The sequence below is a fragment of the Streptomyces sp. SM18 genome, assembly GCF_002910775.2.
GTDB lineage: Bacteria > Actinomycetota > Actinomycetes > Streptomycetales > Streptomycetaceae > Streptomyces > Streptomyces halstedii.
The window spans coordinates 7,126,312-7,151,356 of the sequence record NZ_CP029342.1 but is presented as its reverse complement, the minus strand read 5'-3'; the positions used below and the strand labels follow the sequence as shown (position 1 = coordinate 7,151,356).

Annotated in this window: 21 protein-coding genes and 1 pseudogene; 13 read left to right on the top strand and 9 right to left on the bottom strand. The window is 71.6% G+C overall.

What is annotated here, in order from left to right:
- Positions 1 to 107 precede the first annotated feature (107 nt).
- A complete protein-coding gene (locus B9S64_RS31760; RefSeq protein ID WP_103493777.1) occupies positions 108 to 1,973 on the top strand; it encodes a PucR family transcriptional regulator in 1,866 nt (621 codons plus the stop codon).
- 131 nt (positions 1,974 to 2,104) lie between these two features.
- Positions 2,105 to 3,495, top strand: a pseudogene (locus B9S64_RS31755) (diaminopimelate decarboxylase).
- 419 nt (positions 3,496 to 3,914) lie between these two features.
- On the opposite strand, the gene B9S64_RS31745 reads toward B9S64_RS31755, so the two are convergent.
- Positions 3,915 to 4,271, bottom strand: a complete 357-nt coding sequence (locus B9S64_RS31745; RefSeq protein ID WP_103493775.1) for a GNAT family N-acetyltransferase — start codon at positions 4,269 to 4,271, stop codon at positions 3,915 to 3,917.
- Between the two features lie 126 nt (positions 4,272 to 4,397).
- Entirely contained in the window at positions 4,398 to 4,820 is a 423-nt protein-coding gene (gene panD, locus B9S64_RS31740; protein WP_103493774.1) for an aspartate 1-decarboxylase, read from the bottom strand.
- 1,235 nt (positions 4,821 to 6,055) lie between these two features.
- Here panD and B9S64_RS34255 point away from each other — a divergent pair.
- The 7 genes from B9S64_RS34255 to B9S64_RS31700 all read left to right on the top strand — a co-directional run bounded on the left by B9S64_RS34255 (position 6,056) and on the right by B9S64_RS31700 (position 13,687).
- Entirely contained in the window at positions 6,056 to 6,265 is a 210-nt protein-coding gene (locus B9S64_RS34255; RefSeq protein WP_146060193.1) for a hypothetical protein, read from the top strand.
- A gap of 401 nt (positions 6,266 to 6,666) precedes the next feature.
- A complete protein-coding gene (locus B9S64_RS31730; protein WP_103493771.1) occupies positions 6,667 to 8,154 on the top strand; it encodes an NUDIX domain-containing protein in 1,488 nt (495 codons plus the stop codon).
- Complete coding sequence (locus tag B9S64_RS31725) at positions 8,151 to 8,537, top strand: hypothetical protein (RefSeq protein ID WP_258038074.1); 387 nt, start codon at positions 8,151 to 8,153, stop codon at positions 8,535 to 8,537. The genes B9S64_RS31730 and B9S64_RS31725 overlap by 4 nt, the downstream gene beginning before the upstream one ends.
- Positions 8,525 to 8,743, top strand: a complete 219-nt coding sequence (locus B9S64_RS35305; RefSeq protein WP_258038073.1) for a 50S ribosomal protein L11 methyltransferase — start codon at positions 8,525 to 8,527, stop codon at positions 8,741 to 8,743. Before B9S64_RS31725 ends, B9S64_RS35305 begins: the two co-directional genes overlap by 13 nt.
- Positions 8,744 to 9,015: 272 nt before the next feature.
- Positions 9,016 to 11,205, top strand: a complete 2,190-nt coding sequence (gene fxlM / locus B9S64_RS31715) for a methyltransferase, FxLD system (protein ID WP_258038075.1) — start codon at positions 9,016 to 9,018, stop codon at positions 11,203 to 11,205.
- A gap of 102 nt (positions 11,206 to 11,307) precedes the next feature.
- The gene (locus B9S64_RS31705; RefSeq protein WP_219818818.1) at positions 11,308 to 11,880 is read left to right on the top strand and encodes a PIG-L deacetylase family protein; all 573 of its coding nucleotides are present in this window, start codon (positions 11,308 to 11,310) and stop codon (positions 11,878 to 11,880) included.
- Positions 11,881 to 12,310: 430 nt separating this feature from the next.
- Entirely contained in the window at positions 12,311 to 13,687 is a 1,377-nt protein-coding gene (locus B9S64_RS31700) for a hypothetical protein (RefSeq protein ID WP_181012463.1), read from the top strand.
- A gap of 146 nt (positions 13,688 to 13,833) precedes the next feature.
- On the opposite strand, the gene B9S64_RS31695 is transcribed toward B9S64_RS31700, so the two are convergent.
- Both B9S64_RS31695 and B9S64_RS31690 read right to left on the bottom strand, forming a co-directional pair.
- A complete protein-coding gene (locus B9S64_RS31695; RefSeq protein WP_103493770.1) occupies positions 13,834 to 14,199 on the bottom strand; it encodes a darcynin family protein in 366 nt (121 codons plus the stop codon).
- Positions 14,200 to 14,222: 23 nt separating this feature from the next.
- The gene (locus tag B9S64_RS31690; RefSeq protein WP_103493769.1) at positions 14,223 to 15,116 is read right to left on the bottom strand and encodes an NAD(P)H-binding protein; all 894 of its coding nucleotides are present in this window, start codon (positions 15,114 to 15,116) and stop codon (positions 14,223 to 14,225) included.
- A 113-nt stretch (positions 15,117 to 15,229) separates the two neighbouring features.
- Between B9S64_RS31690 and B9S64_RS31685 the strand changes: the two genes are divergently transcribed.
- The 3 genes from B9S64_RS31685 to B9S64_RS31675 all read left to right on the top strand — a co-directional run bounded on the left by B9S64_RS31685 (position 15,230) and on the right by B9S64_RS31675 (position 19,728).
- Positions 15,230 to 16,207 (top strand): LysR family transcriptional regulator, encoded by a 978-nt coding sequence (locus B9S64_RS31685; protein WP_103493768.1) that lies wholly within the window; start codon positions 15,230 to 15,232, stop codon positions 16,205 to 16,207.
- Between the two features lie 569 nt (positions 16,208 to 16,776).
- Entirely contained in the window at positions 16,777 to 18,792 is a 2,016-nt protein-coding gene (locus B9S64_RS31680; protein WP_258038072.1) for an FG-GAP-like repeat-containing protein, read from the top strand.
- 330 nt (positions 18,793 to 19,122) lie between these two features.
- The gene (locus B9S64_RS31675) at positions 19,123 to 19,728 is read left to right on the top strand and encodes a GPP34 family phosphoprotein (protein ID WP_103493766.1); all 606 of its coding nucleotides are present in this window, start codon (positions 19,123 to 19,125) and stop codon (positions 19,726 to 19,728) included.
- A 94-nt stretch (positions 19,729 to 19,822) separates the two neighbouring features.
- On the opposite strand, the gene B9S64_RS31670 is transcribed toward B9S64_RS31675, so the two are convergent.
- The 4 genes from B9S64_RS31670 to B9S64_RS31655 all read right to left on the bottom strand — a co-directional run bounded on the left by B9S64_RS31670 (position 19,823) and on the right by B9S64_RS31655 (position 23,427).
- Positions 19,823 to 20,335 carry an NUDIX hydrolase gene (locus B9S64_RS31670; protein WP_181012462.1) on the bottom strand — a complete coding sequence of 171 codons (513 nt, stop codon included), beginning with the start codon at positions 20,333 to 20,335 and terminating at the stop codon, positions 19,823 to 19,825.
- Between the two features lie 134 nt (positions 20,336 to 20,469).
- On the bottom strand, positions 20,470 to 21,477 hold the full coding sequence (locus B9S64_RS31665) for a 1-aminocyclopropane-1-carboxylate deaminase (RefSeq protein ID WP_103493764.1): 1,008 nt from the start codon (positions 21,475 to 21,477) through the stop codon (positions 20,470 to 20,472).
- Between the two features lie 82 nt (positions 21,478 to 21,559).
- On the bottom strand, positions 21,560 to 22,270 hold the full coding sequence (locus B9S64_RS31660) for a GntR family transcriptional regulator (RefSeq protein ID WP_103493763.1): 711 nt from the start codon (positions 22,268 to 22,270) through the stop codon (positions 21,560 to 21,562).
- Positions 22,271 to 22,617: 347 nt separating this feature from the next.
- Positions 22,618 to 23,427, bottom strand: a complete 810-nt coding sequence (locus tag B9S64_RS31655; protein ID WP_103493762.1) for an SAM-dependent methyltransferase — start codon at positions 23,425 to 23,427, stop codon at positions 22,618 to 22,620.
- 271 nt (positions 23,428 to 23,698) lie between these two features.
- Between B9S64_RS31655 and B9S64_RS31650 the strand changes: the two genes are divergently transcribed.
- Positions 23,699 to 24,205 carry a DUF4232 domain-containing protein gene (locus B9S64_RS31650; RefSeq protein WP_103493782.1) on the top strand — a complete coding sequence of 169 codons (507 nt, stop codon included), beginning with the start codon at positions 23,699 to 23,701 and terminating at the stop codon, positions 24,203 to 24,205.
- Between the two features lie 128 nt (positions 24,206 to 24,333).
- Here B9S64_RS31650 and B9S64_RS31645 read toward each other — a convergent pair whose 3' ends face one another.
- The gene (locus B9S64_RS31645; RefSeq protein WP_258038071.1) at positions 24,334 to 24,927 is read right to left on the bottom strand and encodes an SMI1/KNR4 family protein; all 594 of its coding nucleotides are present in this window, start codon (positions 24,925 to 24,927) and stop codon (positions 24,334 to 24,336) included.
- Positions 24,928 to 25,045 lie beyond the last annotated feature (118 nt).

Below are 25,045 nucleotides of genomic sequence, written 5' to 3'. Positions count from 1 at the left end.
GGCCCGCGGGACCGGGTCGCGCGCCTCGCGGGGCGTCCGAGGTACCGCCCGTGCCCGGTCCGCACGAGGAGGCACGCCCGTCGGACCGCTGCTCGTATGCTCGGCCGATGACCAGCAGCCCCGCCCCCGGCGAGCCCGGGGGTGCCGTCGAGCCCAGCGGTCCCGGCCCCGGAGGCACCGCCGGACCCACCGAACCCGTCGAACCCACCAAGTCCGCCGGACCCACCGAACCCACCAAGTCCGCCGAGCCCGTCGAGCCCGTCGAACCCGGAGGTCCGGGCGGGGCGGAACGGCCGGCCGGGCCGACGCTCCGCCGCATCCTCGCGTTCGACGACGCGGGTACGCTGCGGCTGCTGCTGGCTCCCGGGGGCACGGATCCCGTCGTCCGCGAGGTGGTCTTCTCCGACTCGGGCGGCGAGCAGACCGGCAGGGGCCCCGGGGGCCGGGTGTTGCTGGCGGTGGGGCCACCCGCGTCGTCCCCGGAGGCGGCCGGCGCCGTGTACGGAGCGGCCCGGCAAGGCGGCTGCGCCGTCGTACTGCGCGATACCGAAGGGGTGCCGCCCGCGCCCGAGGTGCTGGCGGCGGCCGGGGAAACCGGGCTGGCGCTGTTGGCACGGGCGCCATGGACCGACTGGGGCGAGACCGCCTCCCTCCTGCGTTCCGCGCTCACGCTCTCCGGCGCCGAAGAGGACGCCGGGTGTGACGCTCCCCCGTACGGCGACAGCCTGGACGCGCTCGCCTCCGCCATCGCCGCGTCCACCGGCGGCTCGATCACCATCGAGGACACCGCGTTCCGGGTGCTGGCCCACTCGGCCACGCTCCCGGAGGCCGACGGTGTGCGCCGGTCCACGATCCTGGGCGGCCGGGTCCCCGAGGCGCGGCTGGCCGAGCTGCGCCGCAGCGGGCTCCTGCGGGCCCTGTGGACCTCGCGCGACGTCATCCGACGCCCGGCGAGCGACGAGGGTCCGGAGCGCCTGGTCGTCGCCGTGCGCAGCGGTCCCGAGGTGCTGGGGTCCATCTGGGCCGCGGCCGACGGCCGCAGCCTCTCCCCACGGGCCGAAGACGCCCTGCGGCGTGCCGCCGAGGCCGCCGCCCCGCACCTGATCCGGCACCGGCTGCGGGAGAGCGGAGCGGTACGCCGCCGGAACGACGCCCTGCGGGGGCTGCTGTACGGGCAGGGCGACGCCCGCACCCACGCGTGGTCCCTGGGGGTGGCCGCCGATGCCCCCTGCGCGGTGGTCGTCGCGGAGCACACGGGCGGCGATGCCCCGCCCGCCGTCCGACGCACGCTGGATGTGCTGGGCTTGCAGGCCGTGTCCTTCCGCCCTGGCGCGCTCGTCCTGCGGGAGGCGGAACGGCTGGTGGTACTGCTGCCCCTGACCGGCGGGCGGGGCGGCGAGGTTCCCGAGCGCGGACCGGGTGGTCTCCGGGGGCGGGGGTGTGAGGCGGGGGGCCGCGCCGCGTCGGGTCTGGCCCGGGAGCTGGCCTCGCTCGCGCCGTCGCTGCCCGGTGGCGTACCGGTGCGCGCCGGCGCGGGCCCCGTGGTCCCGTCCGCGCTCCTGGCCGCCGCGTCGTGCGAGGAGGCGGGGCTGGTCGTCCGGGTGCTGGCGGAGCGCGAACGCCGCGGTGGCGTCCGGAACCCGGTACGGTACGCCGGACCCGCCGAGGCGGGCCCGGCCCTCGACGTACTGCGGATGCTGGACGCCGTGCGGCCCCTCTGGGAGGCGGGCTCGGGGCCGGTGCACGACCTCGTGCGGGCCGACCTCGCGGCGGGCGGTGAGCTGATCAGGACGCTGGGCGCCTGCCTCGACGCCTCGGGCGACGTCAGGCGGGCGGCCGAGCGGCTGGTCCTGCACCCGAACACGCTGCGCTACCGGTTGCGGCGGGCCCGGGAGCGTTACGGCGTCGACCTGGACGACCCGGACACCCGGCTCCTGGTCACCCTGGCCGTGCGCCTGACGGGTGATGTCTGACCGTCTGACGGGTGATGTCTGACCGTCTCCCCCGACACCGGCGGGTGGTTCGTCCGTACGGACAAGGAGACAGGCCAGTCTTGTCCCTCGCGACAAAGACCCGGAGGGCCGTCATCACCGACTCTCGCCGTATGACACCGACGACGTCCGCCGCGTCCCCGGCCTTCCTCCCGGCCGACCGCCCCGACAGGTTCGCAGCGGCCCTCCGCCAGGCCGTCGCGGGCGGGCTGCTCGGCGAGGAACAGCCCGTCGCCGGCTTCCTCGACACGGACGGGGTGCGGCACGCGGTCGCCGCGCTGCGGGACGCCTTCGCGGGGGTGCCAGGCGTGCCCGTCCTGCACACGTTCGCCGCGAAGGCGGCCTCGCTGGTGCCCGTACTGCGGCTGCTCGCCTCCTGCGGCATGGGCTGCGAGGTGGCGAGCCCCGGCGAACTGCGTCTGGCCGTCGAGGCCGGATTCGCGCCCGAGAAGATCGTGCTGGACTCACCCGCGAAGACCCGCGCCGAGCTCCGGTCGGCGCTCTCGCTCGGGGTGGCCGTGAACGCCGACAGCTTCGACGAACTCCGCCGCGTCGGGGACCTCCGTTCCGCGGGCACGGCGTCGGTGCTCGGGCTGCGGGTCAATCCGCAGGTGGGAAGTGGTTCCATCGGTGCGATGAGCACAGCCACGGCCACCTCGAAGTTCGGGGTGCCGCTGCGTGATGCCGGGGTCCGCGAACAGGTCGTACGGGCCTTCGCCGAGCGCCCCTGGCTGACCAGGCTGCACGCGCACGTGGGCTCGCAGGGGTGTCCCCTCGACCTCATCGCGGAAGGCATCGCGGAGACCTACCGGCTGGCCGAGGAGATCAACGCGACGGTGGGCGCCCGCCGTGTCACGGGCATCGACATCGGCGGCGGCCTCCCGGTGAACTTCGCCGACGAGGAGGACCGGCCCGCCTTCCACGACTACGTGACCGCGCTGCGGACAGCGGCGCCCGGCCTCTTCGACGGGCGGTACGCCCTGGTCACCGAGTTCGGACGGTCGCTGCTCGCCAAGAACGGCTTCATCGGGGCGCGGGTGGAGTACACCAAGGACGCGGGCGGCCGCCGTATCGCCCTCACCCACGCCGGCGCGCAGATCGCGACGCGGACGGTCCTCATGCCCGAGGCGTGGCCGCTGCGGGTCGGTGCCTTCGACGGGGAAGGCCGTCCGCGCGGCGGTCCGCCGATGGTCCAGGACATCGCGGGGCCGTGCTGTTTCGCCGGGGACGTGGTGGCTCACGGCCGGGAGCTGCCCGAGCTGCGGGAGGGCGATTTCGTGGCCCTGTACGACACCGGCGCGTACTACTTCTCGACACACTGGGCGTACAACAGCCTGCCGCGCCCCGCCGTGCATGGCTTCGCCCTCGGCCCGGGGGTGAGGTGCGGTTCGCCCCGGTGCGCGACGCGCAGTCACTGGACTCGCTGGCGGCCGAGAGCGGGCTGGCCCACGTGGACGCCCTGACCGGCCCGACCGCTCCGACCGGCCCGGGAACCGCCCGGTAGGCGGCCCGGCACGGCGAGGACCGGAGGCGGGCCTGCACAGGTGTGAGGGCCCCGCCTGGGCGGGGCCCTCACGCCTTTGTCCACTCGTCGCGTTCGCCCCGCTCATCCCGCCGGTGAGGGCTCCGGTTCCGGCTCGGGCACGGGGTCGGGGTCGGGTCCGGGCGGCTGCGGGATGGGCTCCGGAGCCGGACCGGGCGGCACCGGCCCCGGCGGCACGGGCGGCGGTGGAGGCACCGGCGTCGGCGGCCCCGGTACGGGCGGGGGCGTCGGCGTGGGCGGCGGCACCGGTTCGGGATACGGATGGGTCATCTCGTCCTCCAACAGCGACGGAACGTACGCGTGGATCACGTCTCCACCGTCTCTCCGTGCGGCTGCCCCCGCCTGCCGAGACCATACGTACCGGCCGGGCGGGCCACCGGTCAGAGCAGCTCGGGGTGCGAGGCGAGCTGCCGCCTCGCCTCTTCCACCAGCTCGCCGGACGGCTCGGGTGCCTGCTCGGGGTGGCGCTGGGCCCACCGCACGACGTACGGACAGAGCGGCACGACGGGCACGCCCTCGCGGCCCGCCATGGCGTAGAACTCCCTGGCCAGCGCGCCCGCGATTCCCCTGCCCTCGTACTCCGGCCCGACGACCGTGTGCACGGGCACGAGCGCCCCGGGGGCCGGATCCATCACGAAGTACGCGATGGTCCCGGCGGCGGTGCCGTCCTCGTAGGCCACAAGCTTGTGGCGTTCCCGGTCGTCCCTGATCTCCACCGACTCGTTCTCTGCTGCCATGGCGCGTTGCTCCTTGTCCGACGGACGGGTCGCTGCGACGCACCGGCGGGCCGTCGCCGCTTCCGGTGGTTGGGTTCCGCTACGGCGCTCCGGGTGGGTGGGTCCCGCTACGGGTGGCGGGTGCCGCTACGGCGCGGGGACCGCGTGCGGGCTCCGCTCGGTACGACTGCCCGGCACCGGCGCCGAGGCGTCGGCCCCCAGAGCCACGATGCGGTTGTCGGCGTCGACGTGCACCACGTTCGGGACGAGCGCACGGGCCTCGGCGTCGTCGACCTGGGCGTAACTGATGAGAATGACCAGGTCACCGGGGTGGACGAGGTGCGCGGCCGCACCGTTGATCCCAATGACGCCGGAGCCGCGCTCGCCCTCGATGACGTACGTCTCCAGCCGGGCGCCGTTGTCGATGTCCACGATGTGAACGAGCTCGCCGGGCAGCAGATCGGCCGCGTCCATCAGATCCGCGTCGATGGTCACGGAACCCACGTAGTGCAGGTCGGCCTGGGTGACGGTGGCCCGGTGAATCTTGGACTTGAACATGGTGCGCATCATCGAAGTACTCCCGGTCTAGGCTCCCTGCCTGCGTTATTGCAGGTCAAGTGCTGTTTCGACATTCTACAACGAGTCCCATGTCCGGGCAGATGTCCCGGCTCTCCCAGGACTCACGCCGACCACTTACTCACCTTCCTGACGCGCCGTCAGGTGACAAAAGGAAGCTAAGTCCACCCTCGCGGCCCCCAAGGTGGAGACGACCCAAGCCTACGCAGCCCCCCGAAGCACGTCCGTGATCACCGTCACGCCCTTGCCGAAAGAGCAGCATGGGGATCTGGACCGACGCCGTCATCGCACACCCGAACCCGACTCTTCCCCGTGCGGAACGTTCGGCCGACTCGCAGTCGGGCTGGCGCGCGAGCGTGTGGTCCGGACCCCGTGGAAGCTCCTCGCGGGGCAGCTCTGCTGTCAACGCGAGCCTCACCTGGGGCAGCGTCAGAGGGCAGGCCCGCCGGGACCAGCCCTGCGCGCCGTACCTCCTCCTCGACGTGGGCGACGAGCCAGTCGTCTCCGTCTCGGACTGGACCCCGCGCCGCCGGGCACCTGGCCGACCGGCACGAGAAGGCGCCGGGCTCGGCGAGATGCGGGATGGATGCGGGGCCGAAGGCCCGCAGCCCGCCCCGATACTCAGCGGCCGAGCCCACGGCATCGACCTGAGCAAGACCGCTCTGATCCTCACCACCTCCAAGGACCTCTCCTTGCCCGGGCTGTGCGCGGGACCTCCGCCGCCTGGGACTCGCTGTATCCAGATGGCTGGCTCCTGTGGGTCAACCTCTCTCAGGCCCCGGTCGCCTTCAAGCAGGGCCTGGGCTTGATCCGCCACCACGCACGCCGTCCCAGCCCTTTGCCGGGTCCGCGAAAGGACGGCGCAAGCCCCTGATCGGGTGCCGCACGTCGTCAACCACTCGAACGTGTGAGTTCGAAAGTGACCAGGCAGGCGGCTCTTGCCTGAGAGCCGGATTCGTATTCATGTTCGAGAGATTCGCCCGGTCGGGGCCGTAACCGCCCGGGATCCGGCGCGTTCTTAGAGCACCAGTACCAACCGACCGCCCAGACGGAGGGACACCATGAACACCGAGCCCGCTCTCACTCATCGCCCCGGATTCGAACAGCGGCGGCCGCCCCCGCCCGTGTCCCCGACCTGCGCCGCTCGGCCGTCCTACACCTACGCGCGCCGCTCAACACGGCTGGATACGGGGTGGGGGTCATCAGCAGCGGCAGTGACGCAGACGAGAATGAACCACCTGCTGTGGGGCAACCAGATCCCGCGCGCCCACCGGCACTGCGTTCGGGGACGTGAGGCAGCAGCGGACCCGGCTTCGGGCGACCCGCTGTCCTTCGAGGCGCTCGATCTCGGGCGCCAGGACGAGGAGCAACTGCGGGCGAATACCCGAGCTCTCCGCGAGCCGCTGATCTCCGACGGCCGGTCGGGGGTGCGGCGATGAACGGCGCCGAGTCGGACGTGCTGGTCGTGGCAAGGATCCTGCCGTTCTTCCACCGGATCGTCCCCACCGCGGTCGACGAAGGTCCTGCGGGGACCGCGACCCGCAACTACGTGGCACGCGACAGCGACTGGCGCCCGGTGGTTCGGGAAGGCCTACCCGGCAGCACCGATCTGGACGCGGGGCGACGGGCGCTGGAGCACGCCCCCGGCGCTGCCGGTGCCGGCCCTGCCCGGCTCCGCGGTCGCCGTGGATGTGCGGCGTGACCGCTCTTCGGGAGGTGGCCCGTGAGCACGAACCTCAACAACGCCCCTGGCACGGAGCCGTCATCGGCGAGCCCGCCGTCAGGCGCGCCCCTCCAGCTCAGCACCTACTCCCCGCTTTCCACTGTCCGAGGTGATCACGTGCCCCCTTCCCGCTCTCATGTCCGCGCGACCGTCGAGGCCTACCTCAGCCGGCACCCCGGGGAACGGAAGGCCCTGGAAGGGCTGCCGGCTGTCCTCCACGGCGCCGAGGAGCCTTCCAGCCGCGCCACGCTGCCCGGTCACATCACCTGCAGTGCGGTGGTCATCGACCGCGACCGCCGGGTGCTCCACATCGTTCATCGGGCGACGGGGCTGCTCCTCGCCCCAGGCGGCCACGTTGAGGCGGGCGACCGTACGCTCCTGGCCGCAGCCGTTCGGGAAGTGTGCGAAGAAGCCGGGCTCCGTCCAGGCGACCTCTGCCTGACCGCACAGTTTCTCGACGAGCCGATCGACGTGGACGTCCATGACGTCGACGCCAACCCGGCGAAAGACGAGCCCGCTCACCAGCACTTCGACTTCCGCTTCGCGTTCCATCTCACCTCCGAGCAACCGCCCGCGCTCGTTCTGCAGGACGAGGAAGTCGCCGGAGCCCAGTGGCTTCCGTACGCCGAAGTGCGGCCCCCTGTGCTGCGGGCCAAGCTCCTGGACGCCGAGGCGGACGGCCTCGATGGGCGCCCGGAGCCTGTCAACGCGAGCGCCCTGATCCACGACGGGACCGGTCGGTACCTCCTGCATCTGCGGGATGACCGGGAGGGCATCTGGGAGCCCTGGGTGCTGGCCCTCCTTGGTGGCGGCCGCACGAGGGACGATTCCTGCCTTGAGGCAACGCTGCGGCGCGAGCTCGCCGAGGAGGTGCCGGGCCTGGAACCCACGGAACTGGTGCCGTTCGCCGTGGAAGAGGCGACGAGTGTCGACGGCCTTGCGGTGCCCGTCAGCGTCTATGCCGGGCGCTGGAGTGGGGATGCCGAGGCGGTGAAGCTCCGCGAAGGTGTCCTGTTGACGTGGTGCACCGTCGACATGCTCGACCGGCTGCGCCTGAGCCCCGGGCTCGGTGATCTGATCCGGCGCCACGCGGCCGAGCACCCTGCGGCCGAGGGACCGCCGGACGACACCGATCCGCTGCCCGGCGAGGACCCGCCGGGGACCGAGCCGCACATCGTCGGTGTACACCTCCATCTCCAGGACGACCAGGGCCGGATCCTCCTTGGCCTGCGCCACCCGGACTCCACGTATGCGCCGGACACCTGGCACTTCCTGGCAGGTCACTGCGAGCGGGAAACGGCGATCGACTGCCTGGTTCGGGAAGCAAAGGAGGAAGCGGGCCTCACCATCGCGCCCGAGGACGTCGACCTCGTCCACACTGTGCACCACGTCGACTCCCCCGATGCCCGGCCGAGGATCGCGCTCGTCTTCCAGGCCCGCTCCTGGACCGGCGACCCGGAGGTCCTGGAGCCCGACCGGTGCGTGGAGTGGCGGTGGTGGAGGCCGCAGGACCTTCCGGCAGAGGTCGTGCCGTACACCCGCATGGCGATCGACGGCATCCTTCGGGGGTGCCCGTACTCGGAACAGGGCTGGGGCGAGCGATGAGCACTCTGGACACCTGTCCCACCGCCGGCCCGGTCGGCGGAGCCACGCCGACGCAAGCGGAAGCCGATCCGGCAGCCGCGCGGGCGGCGATGGTCGCCCGGCTTGAGGAGGAAGGGTCCCTGCGGCCGGGCCCGGTCCGCGACGCCCTCCTCGCGCTGCCCCGCGAAGTGCTGATGCCGCAGGCGTTCGTTCGGCGCAGCGGTCCGGGCGAGGAGCCACCGCGGTGGGATCTGTTGGACTGGTCGGCGCCGCAGGACCGCCCCGAGCTGCTCGGGCTGCTGTACGGCGGGGCCAGTGTGCTCGTCCAGCACGACGGGGAGCCGTTGCTGGGCCGGGAGCGCGGGACGCGGTCGGGGCGTCGATCACGTCGATGTCGGCGGTGACGGGTCTGACCGTCGAGCTGCTGGAGGAGCTGGACATGCGCCCGGGTCCGCGGGTGCTGGACATCGGGACGGGTGCCGGGGTGACCGCCGCAGTGGCCTGCCAGATCTGCGGCGACCAGGGGGTGGTCACCCTCGACCGGGACCGGTACCTCACCGACGGGGCCGCCGTCCGCCTGTCCGCCCTGAGCTTACGGCCGCAGGATTGATCAACTACGGGGCCGAGCGGTGGCACCGGTCGTTCGGCTACCGGTACCGGGCACCGCAGACCCAGCAACCGGCCGCCCTCTACGACCCAGTCGAACTGCCCTGACACCACGACCATCCCGCCTTTCACGAACAAGGAGCGACCTGTGGGAATCACCCGGACTGCCTGGTCCGAGCACTACAACACCGGGCGGGACTTCCGGCGGCTCGGTGACGAGGAGAAGGCCTCCTCGTCGAGCACACCCCGGCCCCCGAGGGCGGCCGCGCGCTCGACATCGGCTGCGGGACCGGCGGGTTGTCCGTCTACCTCGCCTCGCTCGGCTACACCGTCGACGGAGCGGACTTCGCCGAAGGGGCGCTCGATCGGGCCCGCGCGCGGCACGCCGAGGTGGAGGGGGTGCGCTGGCTGAACCTGGACGTGGAGCACGAGGACCTGGCCGGCCTCGCCGAGGACGGCTACGACCTGATCGTCCTGCGGCTGTCGATCGCATTCATCCGCGATCGCGCCCGTGTCCTTCGCGCTCTGGCCGCGCGGCTGCGCGAGGGCGGGGCACTCGTCATCATCACGCCGATCGTGGAGAACACCCCGGAGGAGCGGCGCCACATCGCCCTGGACGAGTACGAACTCGCCTCGCTCACCGACGGGTTCGAGCACGTCGAGCAGTTCGACGCGGAGGGCATGGCGGTGCTGGTCCTGCGCGGACCGGCCGGATCGTTCAGCGCGGAGGAGAAGCTGCGGCCCGAGCCGCAGGCCGTCTTCGGTGCCGCAGTGGTGGTCACCGACCCGTTCGGCCGGGTCCTGTTGGGCCGCTCCACCCGGGGCATGTGGGAGCTGCCCGGCGGCCGCGTCGAGACGGGCGAGCATGCGTCGGCGGCCGCCGTGCGGGAGTTGACGGAGGAGACCGGGCTGACGGCGCTCGTGGAGGACGCTCACGTCATCACCGTGCTGCACGACGACCGGGTGGACGTGCGCCGCGTCACCGCCGTGGTCCGCGTCTCCCGCTGGGACGGTGTGCTCGCCCTGCCCGAGCCACACCGCTTCGTACGCTGGGAGTTCCACGACCTGAACACCCTGGCGACTCTGGGGAAGATCTTCGCGCCCAGCGCTCAGGCTCTCACCGCGGTGTGGCCCGGGGTGCTGCCCGGGCTCCCGCCCGTCCACTCCTACGCCTGTTCCCCCGCCGCCCCGCCGGTGCCCGGGGAGCCGGCCGAGGCGGTCCGGCTGCGCGAGCGGATGGCGCACCGCGTGATCAGCAAGGGCTGGGCGTCCTCGCCGCGGGTCCAGGCCGCGTTGCGCGAGGTGCCCCGGCACCGGTTCGTCCCCGAGGCCCGACTCAAGACCGCCTACCACGACAACCTCGCCGTGGTGACGGTCCGCGAGTCACCCCAGAGGGCGCTCAGCTCCGTCTCCGCGGCCTGGCTGCAGGCCGACATGATCGAGCAACTCCACCTGGAGCCGGGGATGACCGTGCTGGAAGTCGGCTCCGGCGGATACAACGCGGAACTCCTGGCGCACGTCCTGGGAAAACGCGGCCGGGTGGTGACCGTGGACATCGACCCGTACGTGGTGCACCGAACACAACGACTCGGCTCGGAGGCCGGCAGCGGCCGGGTCACCGCGGTCCTCGGCGACGGTGCCCTGGGGGCGCCCGCGCTGGTACCGGCGGGCGGGTTCGACGCGGTGGTCGTCACCCACACCGCGACGGACATCGCCCCCGCCTGGCGGGAGCAGCTGGCCGAGGGTGGGCGGCTGGTCGTCCCGCTGGACGTGGGCGGGTACACCCGGGCGATCACCTTGGTCCGGCGGGGCGACATCCTGCACGCGGAGCACTGGACGTACTGCGGGTTCGTCCGGGACCGCGGCGCCGCCGCCCGCACCGTGCCGACCGCCGCCCTGGCCGGTGGTGAGGTGACCGTGCGGTGGGAGCTGGGGACCGCCGAGGACACGAGCGGCCTGGAGGAGGCCCTGAGCGGAGAGCGGCACGAGCTCAGCACAGGCGTGGTCGTCGCCGGGCAGTTCAGCTTCGAGACGCTACAGGTGCTCGCCGCGACGACCCTAACCGGGTACTGCCGCCTGACGGTGGCCCCCGGCTCCGGGCTCGTGGCGCAGGAGGACGCGGCGGCGATCGTCGCCGACGGAGCTCTCGCCTACCTGACCCAGGTCAAGATCTCCGACGGGCCCGAACGCGCCGACCGACGGTACGAGTTCCGCATCCACTCCTACGGGCCCGCCGGCCTGGAGCTGGCCGAGCGGTTCGCCACGTGTGTGCGGACCTGGGACCGGGAGGTCCGCGAGAGCGGCTACCCGTCCCTGAGCGTTCACCCCGCCGGTACCCCCGCCGACCGGCTGCAGCCCGGCGACCCGATCGACACCCCGGCCTGCCGCATGATCTTCGGCTGGCCCGGCCGGGTGCCCGCTCCCCGACCCGAGCACGAGGCCGTCACGGTGCGGGCGGGGGCGTGATCATCCGGCTCAACGGGCCGTTCGGCGTGGGGAGGAGCACCCTGGCCGCCGAGCTGCACCGGGCCCTGATGGGGTCGCTGGTTGCCGACCCGGAACGCGTCGGTGTCGTGCCCTCCTACCGCCGCCGTCGGCAGCCGGCAACCAAAGGGCCGACGGCTCCTGGACGCCCCGCTCGACGAGGTGGTCACCGCCGTCGTCCAGGAGATCCGTGCCGCCCGCCCCGACATCGTGGTCACGCACGACGCCCTGGGCCAGCTGACCGGTCACCCGGATCACCGCCGGACCCACCAAGCGGCACTGCTGGCCGTGCGGGACGCGGCACTCGGGTACCTTCGCCCCGAGGTGGGTGACCCGTGGCAGGTGCACGCCGTGTACTGCGCCACTCACCCGGCCTCCGGAGTCGCCGACCTCGCGCCGCTCCTGCGAGGTGTCGGCAAGCAGGTGCTGTCCGTCGACGATTCCTTCGCGACCACCGCCGTCGATGTGACGCCCTGGCAACAGCAGAAGTGGACGGCGATTCTCGCGCACCGCGGGGAGGTCGCCATTGAACGGGCGTTGCCCGGTCTGCTCGCCCGCACGGACGAAGGGACGCGGGCACAGATCCTGCGGACCGAGTACTTCACCCGGCTCACGCCCGGACCGCACCGCGACGACCCGTACCAGCTGACCGCATGAACGAACCCCACCCGGCCTCAACTACCCGCTGGACCCTTCCGATCGGAGACACCCATGACAAGGTCCTCTGCCTCTGCCGTCCCTCCCGCCCAGCAGCGCCATGACCGCCGAGGCGTACGGGAACCTGCGCGCCGCCGCCGCACTCTGGGCAGGAGCATCCGTACTGATCACCAATGAGGCACGTAGTGCTGGTCCAGGAAGTCGACTACCGCTCCACGCGGTCCTTGTCGCTCTTGGGCCGGTTGGTCTTCGCGGTCACCGCGACCCGACTGCGGCCGCTGGCGAAGTCGTTGGCGTCCTGATCGCGGCGCTCTGCGGTCCCTTCCGGGGCTCCGACCGGCGAGGTGCGTCATTTCGACGGTGTTGAATTCGAAGGTGTCGGTGGGTGGTGCGGGCAGGGTGTCAGAGGCAGGCGCTACGGTGCGTGGTCGTGGACGCTTCTGATCTTGAACACCGGGCCCGGACACGGTTCGGCTGCATCCCGCCGGAGCTGGTCTCGCGGCTGCTGGAGCTCGGCCACGCCCAGGAGGTGGAGCGCCAGGCACTCCGCGGGGAGTGGTTCTGCGCGCTGGAGTGGGCAAGAGTGCTCGGCGGGCAGGACCGGCAGGTCGAGGCGCTTGAAGTGCTCGACCCGTACCTGGCCACGGGCTGGTGGACAGCAACCGCGGCCACGGCCGGACTGTTGGAGGAATGGGGACGCGGTGAGGAAGCCGTCGCCCTCGCCCGCACACACATGGCCTCGGCCCGCTCGTACGCGGAGACCGGGGGCGGGCTGGCGCTGGAGTCGTTCGCGCGGCTCCTCGCCCGGAACGGCCTGGCCGACGACGCGTTCGACCTGCTGCAGCCCCACATCGACGACTGGCCCCTCGCCCACGCGCTGATCGACGTCGCCCAAGCCGCCGGCCGAGACGAGGAGGCCGCCGGACTGCTCGCCACCCGGATCCCGGCCGGGCACGAGTGCGGCTCCCCATGGTGTTGCCGCGGCCTGGAACCCCGCCTGGCCGTCGGATTGCTCGCCACCGTCCACGAACGCCAGGGCCGCGTCGAAGAGGCGGTCGCCCTGCTGTCCACCCATCAGTTCACCTCGATCAACGGCCGTGACCAGCTCGCCGACCTGTTCGCCCGGCACGAGCGGATCGACGAGCTGCGCGCCTACGCGCACACCGAACCTCTCGGGTACGCCGCGCAGCGCCTCGCAGAGCTGCTGGAGGAGCGCGGCGACGTGGACGGCGCGATCGCCGTCTACCGGAAGGCCGGCCAAGGGTCCCTTCGCCGGGGCAACACGGCAGTGGAACTCGCACGGCTCCTGGCCAGGCACGACCGTTACGACGACGCGATCGAGGTGATGCGTGTGCCGGCCGACGCCCCCGGTGGCGCGGAGGACTGGATCGTCGACGCGCTGTGCACGCTGTACGCCGAGCAGGGCCGCCCGCAGGACGCTCTGGCCTGGCTCGACGACCTCAAGACCCGTCGTGGCAAGGAGGAGTGGGAGCTGTTCTGGATCAGGCTCCCGCTGATGGCCGCCTGCGGACGGGTCGACGAGGCCGTCGAGCTGACGCGAGCCCACCCCGAGGGCACCACCTCGTATGCGGCGGAGCACGTCGCCACGATGCTGGCCAACGCCGGGCGCACCGAGGACGCCGTCACCGTCCTTGAGCGGTACGCCCCCGCCAACTCCACCACCCTGGCCGGATACCTCATCGACCTCGGTCGCGTCATGGACGCCCTGGCCCTCCTGCAGCACACACACCCACCACCGCCCGCCGTACCGCCGACACGCCAGTGGCTGGACGAGCCTCCATTCTGAAGTCCTGCCTGGTGCAGGCTGCGAGCCGCTCGCCCGTCGTACCCGCGCGGGAGGGGACCGGCCACCGACGCGTGCGGATGGGGAGCCGGATACGCGCCGCCGCCGTGACCTGGCGCCACGCCAGGTCACGTCCGGCTGAGGCGGTGTCAGGTGGAGATGGTGGTGACGGCGTCGACGCCGTAGGTGCGGGCATAGCCGTTCTCGGTGCCGACGAGGAGGTCGACGACCTCGAAGTAGCGGTCCCAGAAGGGGGTTTCGCGCAGGGCGTCGACGAGGAGCTGGTAGGCGTGGTGGTCGACCGCCTCCCAGACCCAGACGTCGGTGACGCGGGCGGAGTAGAACTCCGTGTCGTAGAAGCGTGACCGGACGCCGGTGGTCCTGGCCTTGACGACGGGGACGACCTCGGTGGCGAAGGCGTGCGTCCGCTGCTCGACGGTCATGGCGAGCCACTCGGGTGTGGTCTTGACGAGCATGAACGCGGTGACCGGGGTTTCGGTGGTCTCTGTAGGCATGGTTTTCCTGTTCGGTCGTGGGTTCAGGAGAGGACTGCGGGTTTGAGGGTCTGGGCGACCCACTGCTCGAAGGTGGTCGGGGAAGCCGTCCGGGGGGTTCGGGTGACTCCCGCGTCGAGGCCGCCGTCCTTGGCCCGCTTCATCTCGACGATGCCCTCCACGAACTCCCTGTCGAGGCCGTGGCCGACAAGGGTGGTGCGCAGGTCGTCGAGCGCCTGACGCTCGTAGCGGACGGGGCGGCCGAGCCGCTCGGTCATGACGCGGGCCAGGTCGTTGGGCGACAGGTCCTGAGGACCGAGGACCGGGACGCTGTCACTGCCGGTCCAGGTCCGGTCGAGCAGCAGGCCGGCGGCGACGGCGGCGATATCGGCGACGGCCACCAGGGGCGCCTTACGGTCGGCGTCGGCCACGTCACTGAAGACCCCCTGCTCCCGGATCGAATCGGTCTCCTCCAGGAGGTTCTCGAAGAACGAGGGGTCGGCCAGGGCCCGGTAGGCGACGCCGGATCCCGAGAGGAGGTCGTCCATGGCGAGGGACGCGGTGACGAGTCCGGCGCGGCCGGCGACCGGGGTGCCGCGCCCCAGGGCGGAGACGCCGACGACGTGTCCGACACCGTGCGGAGCGAGGGCGCTCGCGGCGGGGCGGGTGAAACCCCGGAAGGCTTCGTCCGGGGTGCGGGAGGAGTCCGGCGGGACGAGCCAGAAGACGGCGTCGGCGCCGTCGAAGGCCCGGTCGACGACGGCGGCGTCACCGTGCGATCCGGTGACCACCTCGACTCGCTCGCGCACCGTGTCGGGGAGGCGCGCGGGGTCGCGCACGATCACGCGCAGTTCCTCGCGGCGGGCGGGAGCGGATTCCAGGAGCAGCGCCAGCAGATGGCGGCCGATGTTCCCGGTGGGAGCGGTGATGACGATCATGAAACCCTCGTGGGTCGTGTCGGATCGGTACGACCTCAATACTGCGAACGCGCGAAGCATTGCCACAATGGGAACTTCAGCAACGGATTATTGCCTGAAACGGAATGACACCGATGAACAGCACAGATGCTCTGGCGCCCGTCATCGACGCCAACCTCGCCGTGGCCCTCGACGCCCTGCTCGCCGAGCAGAGCGTCACCCGCGCCGCGGCCCGCATGCACACGTCCCCGGCCGCGATGAGCCGCACCCTCGGCCGCCTCCGCCGTATCCTCCAGGACCCCCTGCTGGTCCGGGCCGGACAGAGCATGGTGCCCACCCCCAGGGCACTGGCTCTGCGGGACGAGGCCGCCGCCGTGGTGCGCCGGCTGGGCGCTCTGTTGACTCCGGCCGCCGACATGGACCCCGCCTCGCTGCGTGGCACTCTCACCCTCCAGGCAGCCGACCTGGTCGGTGCGGCACTCGCCACCGGCCTGCTGGCCCTGGCCGGGCGGGAGGCACCCGGGTTGTCATTGCGGTTCCGGGCCGAGGAGTTGGAGGCGGGGCCCGCCCTCCGCGACGGCCGGGTCGACCTGGAGGTCGGGGCCATTGACCACGTGGATCCCGAAACCCAGGTCGAGGAGCTGGTCACCCTGTGGATGACGGCCGCCGTCCGGCCGGGTCACCCCCTCGCCGGGGAGCCCCTGACGCCGGCCCGGTTCGCCGCCGCCGAGCATGTCGCGGTCAGCCGCCGCGGACGCTTCACGGGTCCCGTCGACGACGCCCTCGCCGAGCACCGTCTGAGTCGCCGGGTCACCGTGGTCCTGCCGAACCACCTGGCCGCGTTGGGCCTCGCCGCCCGCAGCGACGTGGTCGCCCTGGTCCCCGCCGCCCCGCCCGACGCCGCCGTCTCGCCCCTGACCGAGCAGGCGACCCTCCTCGGCTTGCGCCTCCTCGACATCCCGCTGCCGCTGCCGCCCGTGACCATCGGCATGGCCTGGCATCCCCGGCACACCGCCGACAGCGCACACCGCTGGCTACGGAGCGCCGTCCGCCGGACCCTGCGTGCCCGGCCTTCCGACGGGTCCACCAATACGTTCGACTCTGTCCCGTAATCGGTCGTACCGAAAGGGCGTTGAGCGGTCCGTGCGCCCCCCACCGCACGGACCACGTGATCCCAGGGCACGGCCGCCGTTCCGTGGAAAGGGCGTCGCTCTGCTTCGGTGAGGCCTCCTTACGGCCACCTGCGCCAGGGCCATTAGCGCCGGACACGGCCACGGCGGGGTGAGCCAGTCGGTCTCACGAACGCGCCCAACCGGCCCTCGCTCGTCCACGCCACCGAGTCCCGTTGTACCGCCGAGACCGGGCGGCACAGCCCAGGACGCGGACAGGTGGTCGGGGAGTTCACGTCCGGGTTCCGTCCGTTCGCACCGGACGGCCGTCCATGGACGCGAAGCCCTCGACTCACGGAACGATGCGACACGGCACAAACCACCGGGAGCAACTACCCCCTTTTCACCGGCTCTTCGGGCGACAATCGCTCCTGGTTCCGGCACCATACCGACACCACCCCTGAACTGCCGTCCACTTCCGACCACTTCCGAAGCCATCCCCCGTCGGACGCGGGCTGGAGCCTTCTTCCATCCCATGACAGTGACCCATGACAAGGGGAATGAACAATCGAATGAAGAGACTCTCAGGCATAGTGAGCGCCGCCGTCGTGTGCGCTCTGCTCGTTCTGCAGTCGGGTACCGGCAGCGCGAGCGCCGCAGCGGACGGTGCGCCGTCCCCGGCCGTCTCCTCCGGAGCCCCGTGGCCCGAGGTCAGCTCCCTCCCCACGGACGACAACGATGGCGGAACGCGAACAGCGGCCGTACGAGCAGGTGGCACGGGCCCCCGCCACGACTACAACGGGGACGGCCGGAGCGACATGGTCGCCTGGTACGACTACGCCGACGGCCACGACGCCATGCACACCTTCTCCGCCACCCCGGACGGCGGCTTCTCGGCGCCCCTCGTGGGCTGGGAAACGGCCAAGGGCAACTTCTGGGCCGAGCACATGAAGCGTGTCACCGGTGACTTCAACGGTGACGGGACGGGCGACGTCGCCGCCTTCTACGGATACGACGACGGACGGGTCTCCCTCTTCACCTGGCTGGGCAACGGCGACGGCACCTTCGCCACCTACTTCTCCTCCTGGGCCGTGGCACCCGGTAACTGGACCTTCGACGCCATCACCGCCCAGGCCGGGGACTTCAACGGTGACGGCCGCGACGACATCGCCGCCTGGTACGACTACCGCAACGGCGACGACAAGCTCTTCACGTTCCTGGCCGACGCCAACGGCGGTTTCGCCGCCCCCTTCTCGTCCTTCCAGCGCCCCGCCGCCGACGGATGGGAGGTCGGGCGCATGAAGTTCGCCACCGGTGACTACGACGGTGACGGCCGCGCCGACATCGGCGTGCTGGACAGCTACACCTCCGGCACCGTGAGGCTCATGGTCTTCACCGGCAGGCCCGACGGTGGTTTCAATGAGCCCGTCCGCGGTGCGGAGCTCAGCGGCTGGCAGTTCGACCGGGTGAGTGTGTACTCAGGAGACTTCGACGGCAACGGCCGTGACGAGTTCGCCGCGTGGTACGACTACGCCGACGGGCACGACGCCCTGATCGGCTTCGACCTGGACGCCGACGGGAAGTTCGGCAACCGGCGCGAGCTTCTGAACGCCGTGGACGGGTGGTACAGCCGCTACAGGATGGACATCGTCACGGGGGACTACAACGGTGACGGCCGCGACGACCTCGCCACCCTCTACGGCTACAGCGACGGCCGGGTGAAGACCATCACCTTCACGGCCAAGCCGGACGGCACCCTCGGCGACGCCCTGCACAGCTGGGAGGTCCCCGCCGGTAAGTGGACGTTCACCAGGGCCCACATGGTCGAGCGCTACAACAGTCCCCTGCCCCTCTGCCCGACGGTCTTCGGACACGGCGGCTACCCCACCGGGCCGGACGCCTGGGAGCGGGACCAGGTGCGCCAGCCGAACCACCCGAAGGGCCTCGCGCAGCAGAAGAGCTGGGGTGCGAGCGGTGTGGAGGCGGACCTCCGGCTCACCAAGAACGGCACGAAGGGCGTGATGTGGCACAACCTCTCGACCAGGGGTCTGACCGGCACCAAGGCCGACGTCAGGGACATCTGGTGGGCCACCGGCGCCGACCAGCTCAAGGGCCGTACGATCGACCACGGCCCGTTCACCGGTGAGACGGTGTACACCTTCCGCGAATGGCTCGACAGTGCCAAGAAACAGCAGATGGCAGCCTTCGTGGAACTCAAGGGCGAAAACGAGCTGTCCCTGCTCAACGCCGACGCGTCCATCCGCGAAGCCGCGTGGAAGGAAGTCATCGCGCCCATCTCGGAACGTGCGGCCACGCAGAAGATCATGATCTACACGCTCCACGACAAGCTGCGCCCCGAACTCGTCAAGCGCATCGAGGCGGCGGGGCTCGGCGCCACGCTCACGAACCACCCGCGCTGGATCGACGCGCCCACGGTCCGCTGGGAGGAGCCCGCTCCGGCGGCTTCCGGCCACTACGCCACCTGGCAGGAGAAGATGGATCAGTACGCTTCCCCCGTCACCTCCGTGCCGATGGTCACCACCTGGACGAAGGACTTCACGTCGTGGCTGGACAGAAGGTGCCGCTGACCCCGCACGGCAACGTGACGCCGGGAGAGTGAGCGGCCGCCACCGGCCGCTCACCGGCCACACGGCGGTCGAGCCCGCATTACGCCGGTACCGGGGGACGGCTGGATCGTCCCCCGGTACCGGTGGCGTGGCTACGAAGCCGCGTTCACCGACCCGACGCGCGACCTGTCGACGTGAGAATGAAAGCGGCTCACTGTATACATCATGCTGGAATACGGACCGCTCCGGCCCTGCTGACCGTGGCGGTCGCCTCACCACCGAGCCGGCTCCGGATACGGGCCGGCCGATGGGGACGCACCCTTTCCCAGATGTCTCCGAGGGGAGCCGTTCATGACCACGGCGAAAGACCTGTTCGTCATCGCCATAGACCAGGGGCCGGAACACGCCGTGGGGCAGGGTGACCTGTCGCTCGCACTCGCGGGAGCCGAGCTGATCGATCTGGTCGGCGCGGGGGCCGTCACCGTGGACGGTGACCGCGTCGTGCCGGGCGGGCCACCGGCACCGGACGATCGGCTCCTCGGCGAGGCCGCGGAGCGGCTCACCCGGCAACCGCCGTACGAGCGGATCGAGGACTGGCTGTGGCGCCGGGGCCGGGACCTCTCGGCCGTGTACCAGACGGCGTTGGAGGAGGACGGCGAGCTGACGCGGAAGCGGGGCGGCCGGTTGTCCTTCGGTTCGGAACGCGTGGAACCGGTCGACTCGCCCGGCCGCCGCCGGGCGGCCGGGCGCTGGGAGGCGAAGGAACCCGTCCTGGCCGCCCTCGCCTCGGTCGTGGGCATCGACGACGGACGGTCCGGCGACGAGCCGGGCCTGGACGACGAGGCGGTGACGACCGTGGTGGCCGCCGTCCACGACGCGGTGATGGAACTGGAAGCCGTACGCCAGAGGCGGACCATCGAGAACGCGGCGTACGCCAACCTCTGGCGCGGCCCCTGAGACGGACGGTTCCGGCGCGGGCACCGGGCGTCCTCGTCATGCCCCGCTGTGCCCCTCACTCCGCGTGCTCTTCACCGGTGGCCACGTTCCGGCGTCACCAGCGGGCGACGAGCGTCTCCTCCTCACCCCGGTTGCGATACAGCCAGGTGGTCCCCGGCGCCACGGTCCCGGTCAGATGGCCGACGATCGGGTCCCGCTGCGTCGCGCTGTCCAGTTCGCCGAGCAGCTTCAGTGCGTCGGGCAGGGGGAAGAAGGCCGCCTGTTCGATGTCGTCGTCCGTGGGCGCGAGGTTCCCCGACCACGCGTCGATCTCGAAGGCGACGGCCAGGGCCGAAGGGTGCTGCTCGGAGTCGATGTGCATGAGGAACGCGGTCCGTACCGGGTTGCCCACCAGCAGCCCGGTCTCCTCGCGCAGTTCGCGCCGGAGGGCTTCGTTCATGAGCTCGCCGTCCTCGACTCCACCGCCGGGAAGGGACCAGAGGCTCTCGCCGTTGATGCCGAGGCTCTCTCGTACGAGCAGGATCTCGTCGCCCTTGCGGACGATGCCGATGACCAACTGCACCCGGGGCTCCGGGGCCTTTCCGGCCCTTCCGTTCTCTGCTGCCATGCCCGGAAGCGTAGGTGATGGCCCGTTCGCCGGCAGGCCGGGCCGTCACGGAGACACGTCGGCTCACGGGGCCCCGGCCGGTCCGGTCGTCCGGCCGGGGCCGATCTCGTCGAAGAGGTGTGTCAGGAACGCGGTCAGTGGAAGATGCCGCTGTAGGCGTTGAGCGCGGGCTGGCCTCCGAGGTGGGCGTACAGGACGTTGGAGTCCTTGGGGATCTCGCCGCCGCGCACCAGGTCGATGAGTCCGGCCATGGACTTACCCTCGTAGACCGGATCGATGATCATGCCTTGGAGCCGGCCGGTGAGCTTGATGGCATCGACGGTGGACTCCACCGGGATGCCGTAGAGATCCCCTGCCCAGCCCTCCAGCACCGTGATCTCGTCGTCCCGCACGTCCCGTTTCAGGCCGATGAGTTCGGCGGTGTTACGGGCGATCCTCGCCACCTGGTCGCGGGTCTCGGCTATCTTCGCCGACGCGTCGATGCCCAGCACCCGGCGCGGCCGGTCCTGGCCCGCGAATCCCGCGATCATGCCGGCCTGCGTGCTGCCGGTGACGCTGCACACCACGATGGTGTCGAAGAAGACGCCCAGTTCCGCTTCCTGCCGCTGCACTTCGCGGGCCCAGTTGGCGAAGCCCAGGCCACCCAGCGGGTGGTCCGATCCGCCGGCGGGGATCGCGTACGGTGTGCCGCCCGCCGCCCGTACGTCGTCCAGGGCCTGGCGCCAGCTGTCCTTGACGCCGATGCCGAACCCGGCCCGCACCAACCGCACGTCGGCGCCCATGACGCGGGAGAGCAGGATGTTGCCGACCTTGTCGTTGACCGCGTCCGGCCAGTCCACCCAGCTCTCCTGGATCAGTACCGCCTTCAGTCCCGCATGGGCGGCCACGGCCGCCACCTGCCGGGTGTGGTTGGACTGCACACCGCCGATGCTGACGAGGGTGTCCGCGCCCTGCCGTAGCGCGTCGGGGAGCAGATACTCCAGCTTGCGGGTCTTGTTGCCGCCGTAGGCCAGCCCGGCGTTGCAATCCTCGCGCTTCGCCCAGATGCGGGCCCCGCCGAGATGGTCGCTCAGCCGGTCCAGCGGATGCACCGGGCTGGGGCCGAACAGAAGGGGGTAACGCTCGAAGTCGTCAAGGGACATCGGGGCTCCTCGCGGTAGGTCCGGCCCGGCGCCTGAGGGCAGGGCTCGTGGTGGAGAGGTGGTCAGGGGAAAGGGGGCGTCATCACCCCGGTGCGTGGCCGCCCGCCGTGGCGTCGCCCGGTTCTTCGCCGGAGGCCGGCCAGGTGTCGAGCAGCGGCAGGAGCGTCTGCCAGTTGGCGCGGGTGGCGGCGACCGCTCCTTCGACGTCTCCGGCCGCGCTCAGCGCGATGATCCGCTCATGCTGGGCGACCGATCCGCGACCGCTCAACGAGGAGAAGCGCAGCCGCTCCAGGCGTCGCAGCACAGGCGTGAACTGATCGAGGACGGTGCGTACGGCCTCGTTCGCGCAGGCGGCCACGGCCACGTGGTGGAAGTCGTCATCGGCTTCCAGCGCCATGTCGGCGTCGTTGCGCCGCAAGGCGTCGGCGAAGCGCGCGTTCGCCTCGCGCATGGCGTCGAACTCGGCGGCGTCCAGGTGCGGGACCGCCTCCCGGACGGCCAGTTCGTGCATGGCCGACGTGACCGACTGCGCGGCGCGCACGGCGCGCACGTCCAGCGGGCTGACGATCGTGTAGCGGCCGGGCTTCGTCTGTACCAGGCCCGTCTGCTCCAGCCGCGTCAGGGCCTCGCGGACCGGCGTGCGGCTGATCCCCAGCCAGGCCACCAGGTCGCCGTCGATGAGACGTTCGCCCGGGACGAGCGTGCCGTCGACGATGGCGTCACGGATGGCGCGGTAGGCGCTCTCCCGGAGGAGTGGCCGGGAGACGAGGCCCCGGCTGTGCGGAACTGGCATGCAATATATTGCATGCGGCCATGGCTGAACTGTCAAGGGGCGGGCTGTCGGTGAAGGGCGGTGACGGCGTTACGGGTGAGGCGGCCCGCCGGACCGCGAACGTGGAAGAAGGGCGGCCGTGCCGGGACGTGACGGACACCGGGCGAGCCCCTCGCCGCTGATGCCCCACGCACACAGGGCTACCCGTGGCGCGGGCTCAACAAGGCCGCCCCGGACGGCCGTTCATCGCCCCGTACGCTCATAGACGTGCTCGCCGCGACGGCACGCGCGGGGCGTTGCCCTCCCTCGGCGGGAGGGCAACCGGGCCCATGGTGTCCGAGCGCCCGCGGGTCACACGTGTGCGCGGCTCACACCTTGCGGGCCACCGCGCCGTACATGGCGATGGCCCGGCCGTCCACGCCGTCCTGTTCCGAGCCGGGCCGCCAGGTGTGGACCTGGGTCACGCCGGGCTCGACCAGTTCCATGCCGTCGAAGAACGAGGAAGCGACCCGTAGGTCGCGGAGCACCATCGGCATACCCTGCCGGGTGTACTCCTCCGACACCCGGCCGACCTCCTCGGGCGCGAAGTCCCCGGTGCCGACGGTCATCGCCAGGTGGCTGCCCGGCGGCAGCGGATCCAGCAGCCGCCGCACCAGACGCCGGTCGTCCGGGGGCATGATGAAGTGGAGGACCCCGATGATCATCAGGCCGACCGGCTCGTCCAGGTCGATCAGCGACCGGAACTCCGGGCTCTCCAGGATCGCCTCGGGATCGTGCATGTCGGCATCGACGTAGGCGGTGGCGCCCTCGGCCGAACCCTGCAGAAGGGCGCGGGCGTGCGCGAGGACGATGGGGTCGTTGTCGACGTAGACCACGCGCGACTCCGGCGCCACCTCCTGCACCACCTCGTGCAGATTGGGGGCGGTGGGCAGGCCGGTTCCGATGTCGAGGAACTGGCGGATGCCCCGCTCCTGCGCGAGGTAGTGGCCGGCCCGGTGCATGAACCGCCGGTTCTCCCTCATGTGCACGGGCAGCGCGGGCCAGTGCCGGCACATCGCGTCGCCCGCCTCGGCATCGACCGGATAGTGGTCCTTGCCGCCCAGGATGTAGTCGTACACCCGCGCGGAGTGAGCCGTCGAGGTGTCTATCCGCTGTGTCCGCTCGTGTAAACCAGCCATGCCGTTCCGTTCCTCGTTCTCGTGCGCAGGTGATCGATAAGGCCCACCGACCGTATCGCGCACGCCCCGACGTGCAACAGCCCGCGGGCACCGGCCGGATGGAGCGATGCGGCCCGTCCACAGGCCGTCCCTCCATGGGCCGCGCCCATCGGCCACTCACCGTGACAGCCCTGAGACATTCTCCGCGAGAACGCGCGGGCAGGAATCGTGTTGACCATGGTTCTGACGGAGAACATCCGCGGAGCCATTACAAGCAAGGCAAGGAATGCTCATGACGCGTATCAATCGGAAGGTCGCCGTCGCTCTCGCCGCCATGGTGCTCGCGGGCACCGCGGGCGGGGGAATCGCACAGGCCTCGTCGGCGACGACCGGTGGCCTCGCCCCCTCCGCGTGCCGTCCGGCGAACCACATCGCGAAGATCACCGCCGCGCCCAGCAGTTCGGGGCACCGCCACTACCGGGTCACCCTGACCGCCCCGGCCGGGTACGAGCCGTGCACGCTGGCCGGCTCCCCCACCGGCGTACGGTTCTCATCCGGGGGTGCGGAGAGCGGCATCACGGCCAGCCGCTACGGGGACCAGAAGACGGCCGTGTCCTTCGGACCGGGGCACCCGGTGCACTTCGACATCCAGGTGCCCAACACCGGCCGTGTCACCGCCGCGGACGAGGTGGCCTTCACTCTCCAGGCTCCGGGCGGGGAGATCCCCGGAAACTCCTTCGCCGAGGGCGAGTTCACGGTGGCCGAAGGCACCCTCATCGGCCCGGTGCTGAGCGGCTGACCTCCGTCCACGCCTGACCGGGGCGTCCTGCGGCAGTGACTCCGCGGGCGGGGCGCCCCGTCCGGCGACAGCGGGCACCGCACTCCACCGGACGCCTCCACGCGCGTGACACCGCCGCCGTCACGCGGTCAGTCCTCGTCCCACGGGTGGACACCGTGCTCCGCCAGGCGCTCTTCCTCCCTGTCGTGCAGGAACCGAGGGCTCGGGATCCCCACGAGAGAGGTGTCGCTGATCGGGCACTCGGGGAACTCGCCCCGCAGCAGCTTGCCGAGGAACTCCGCCGTCCCGCACGGGTGTACGACCCAGGCCGCGTCCCCTCTCACCCACACGGCGACCGGCCAGGTCGCGGGATCGGGGCCGAGGACCACCCAGGCGAGCACGTCGGCACTGTCCGTCTCGCCCCATACGAGCATGTGGTCCGACCCGTAGGCGTGCGAGCCGAACCGGACCTCCCGGCCGTACGTCGAGGGCGCGCGCACCAGGTCGGACAGGTACGCCACCCTCCTCGTCGCCGGTTCGGCGGTGGCGACGGGCAGCATGACGCAGATCTTTCCTTCGACGGTCCCTTGTCCGAACCGTCGCACAAATTCCTTGTAGTCGGAGGGAAACTCCACGCCGTAGGCCGCCTCGGCCTCGGCCCAGTCCACCTCGTCGCCCAAGTCGTCGCCATAGGGCACCAGCAACGACGACAGCGCGTCGGCGTGGCTCCTCATGTCAAGCATCTCCGCACATCCCTCGCACGCCCACCGAGCCGGAGCGGGTCGCCGTTCGGCCGTGCCGCGATGGTACGAGGCGGCGGGTCCCGTCGGTCGCACGGGTGTACGAGTGGCGTTCCCGGTC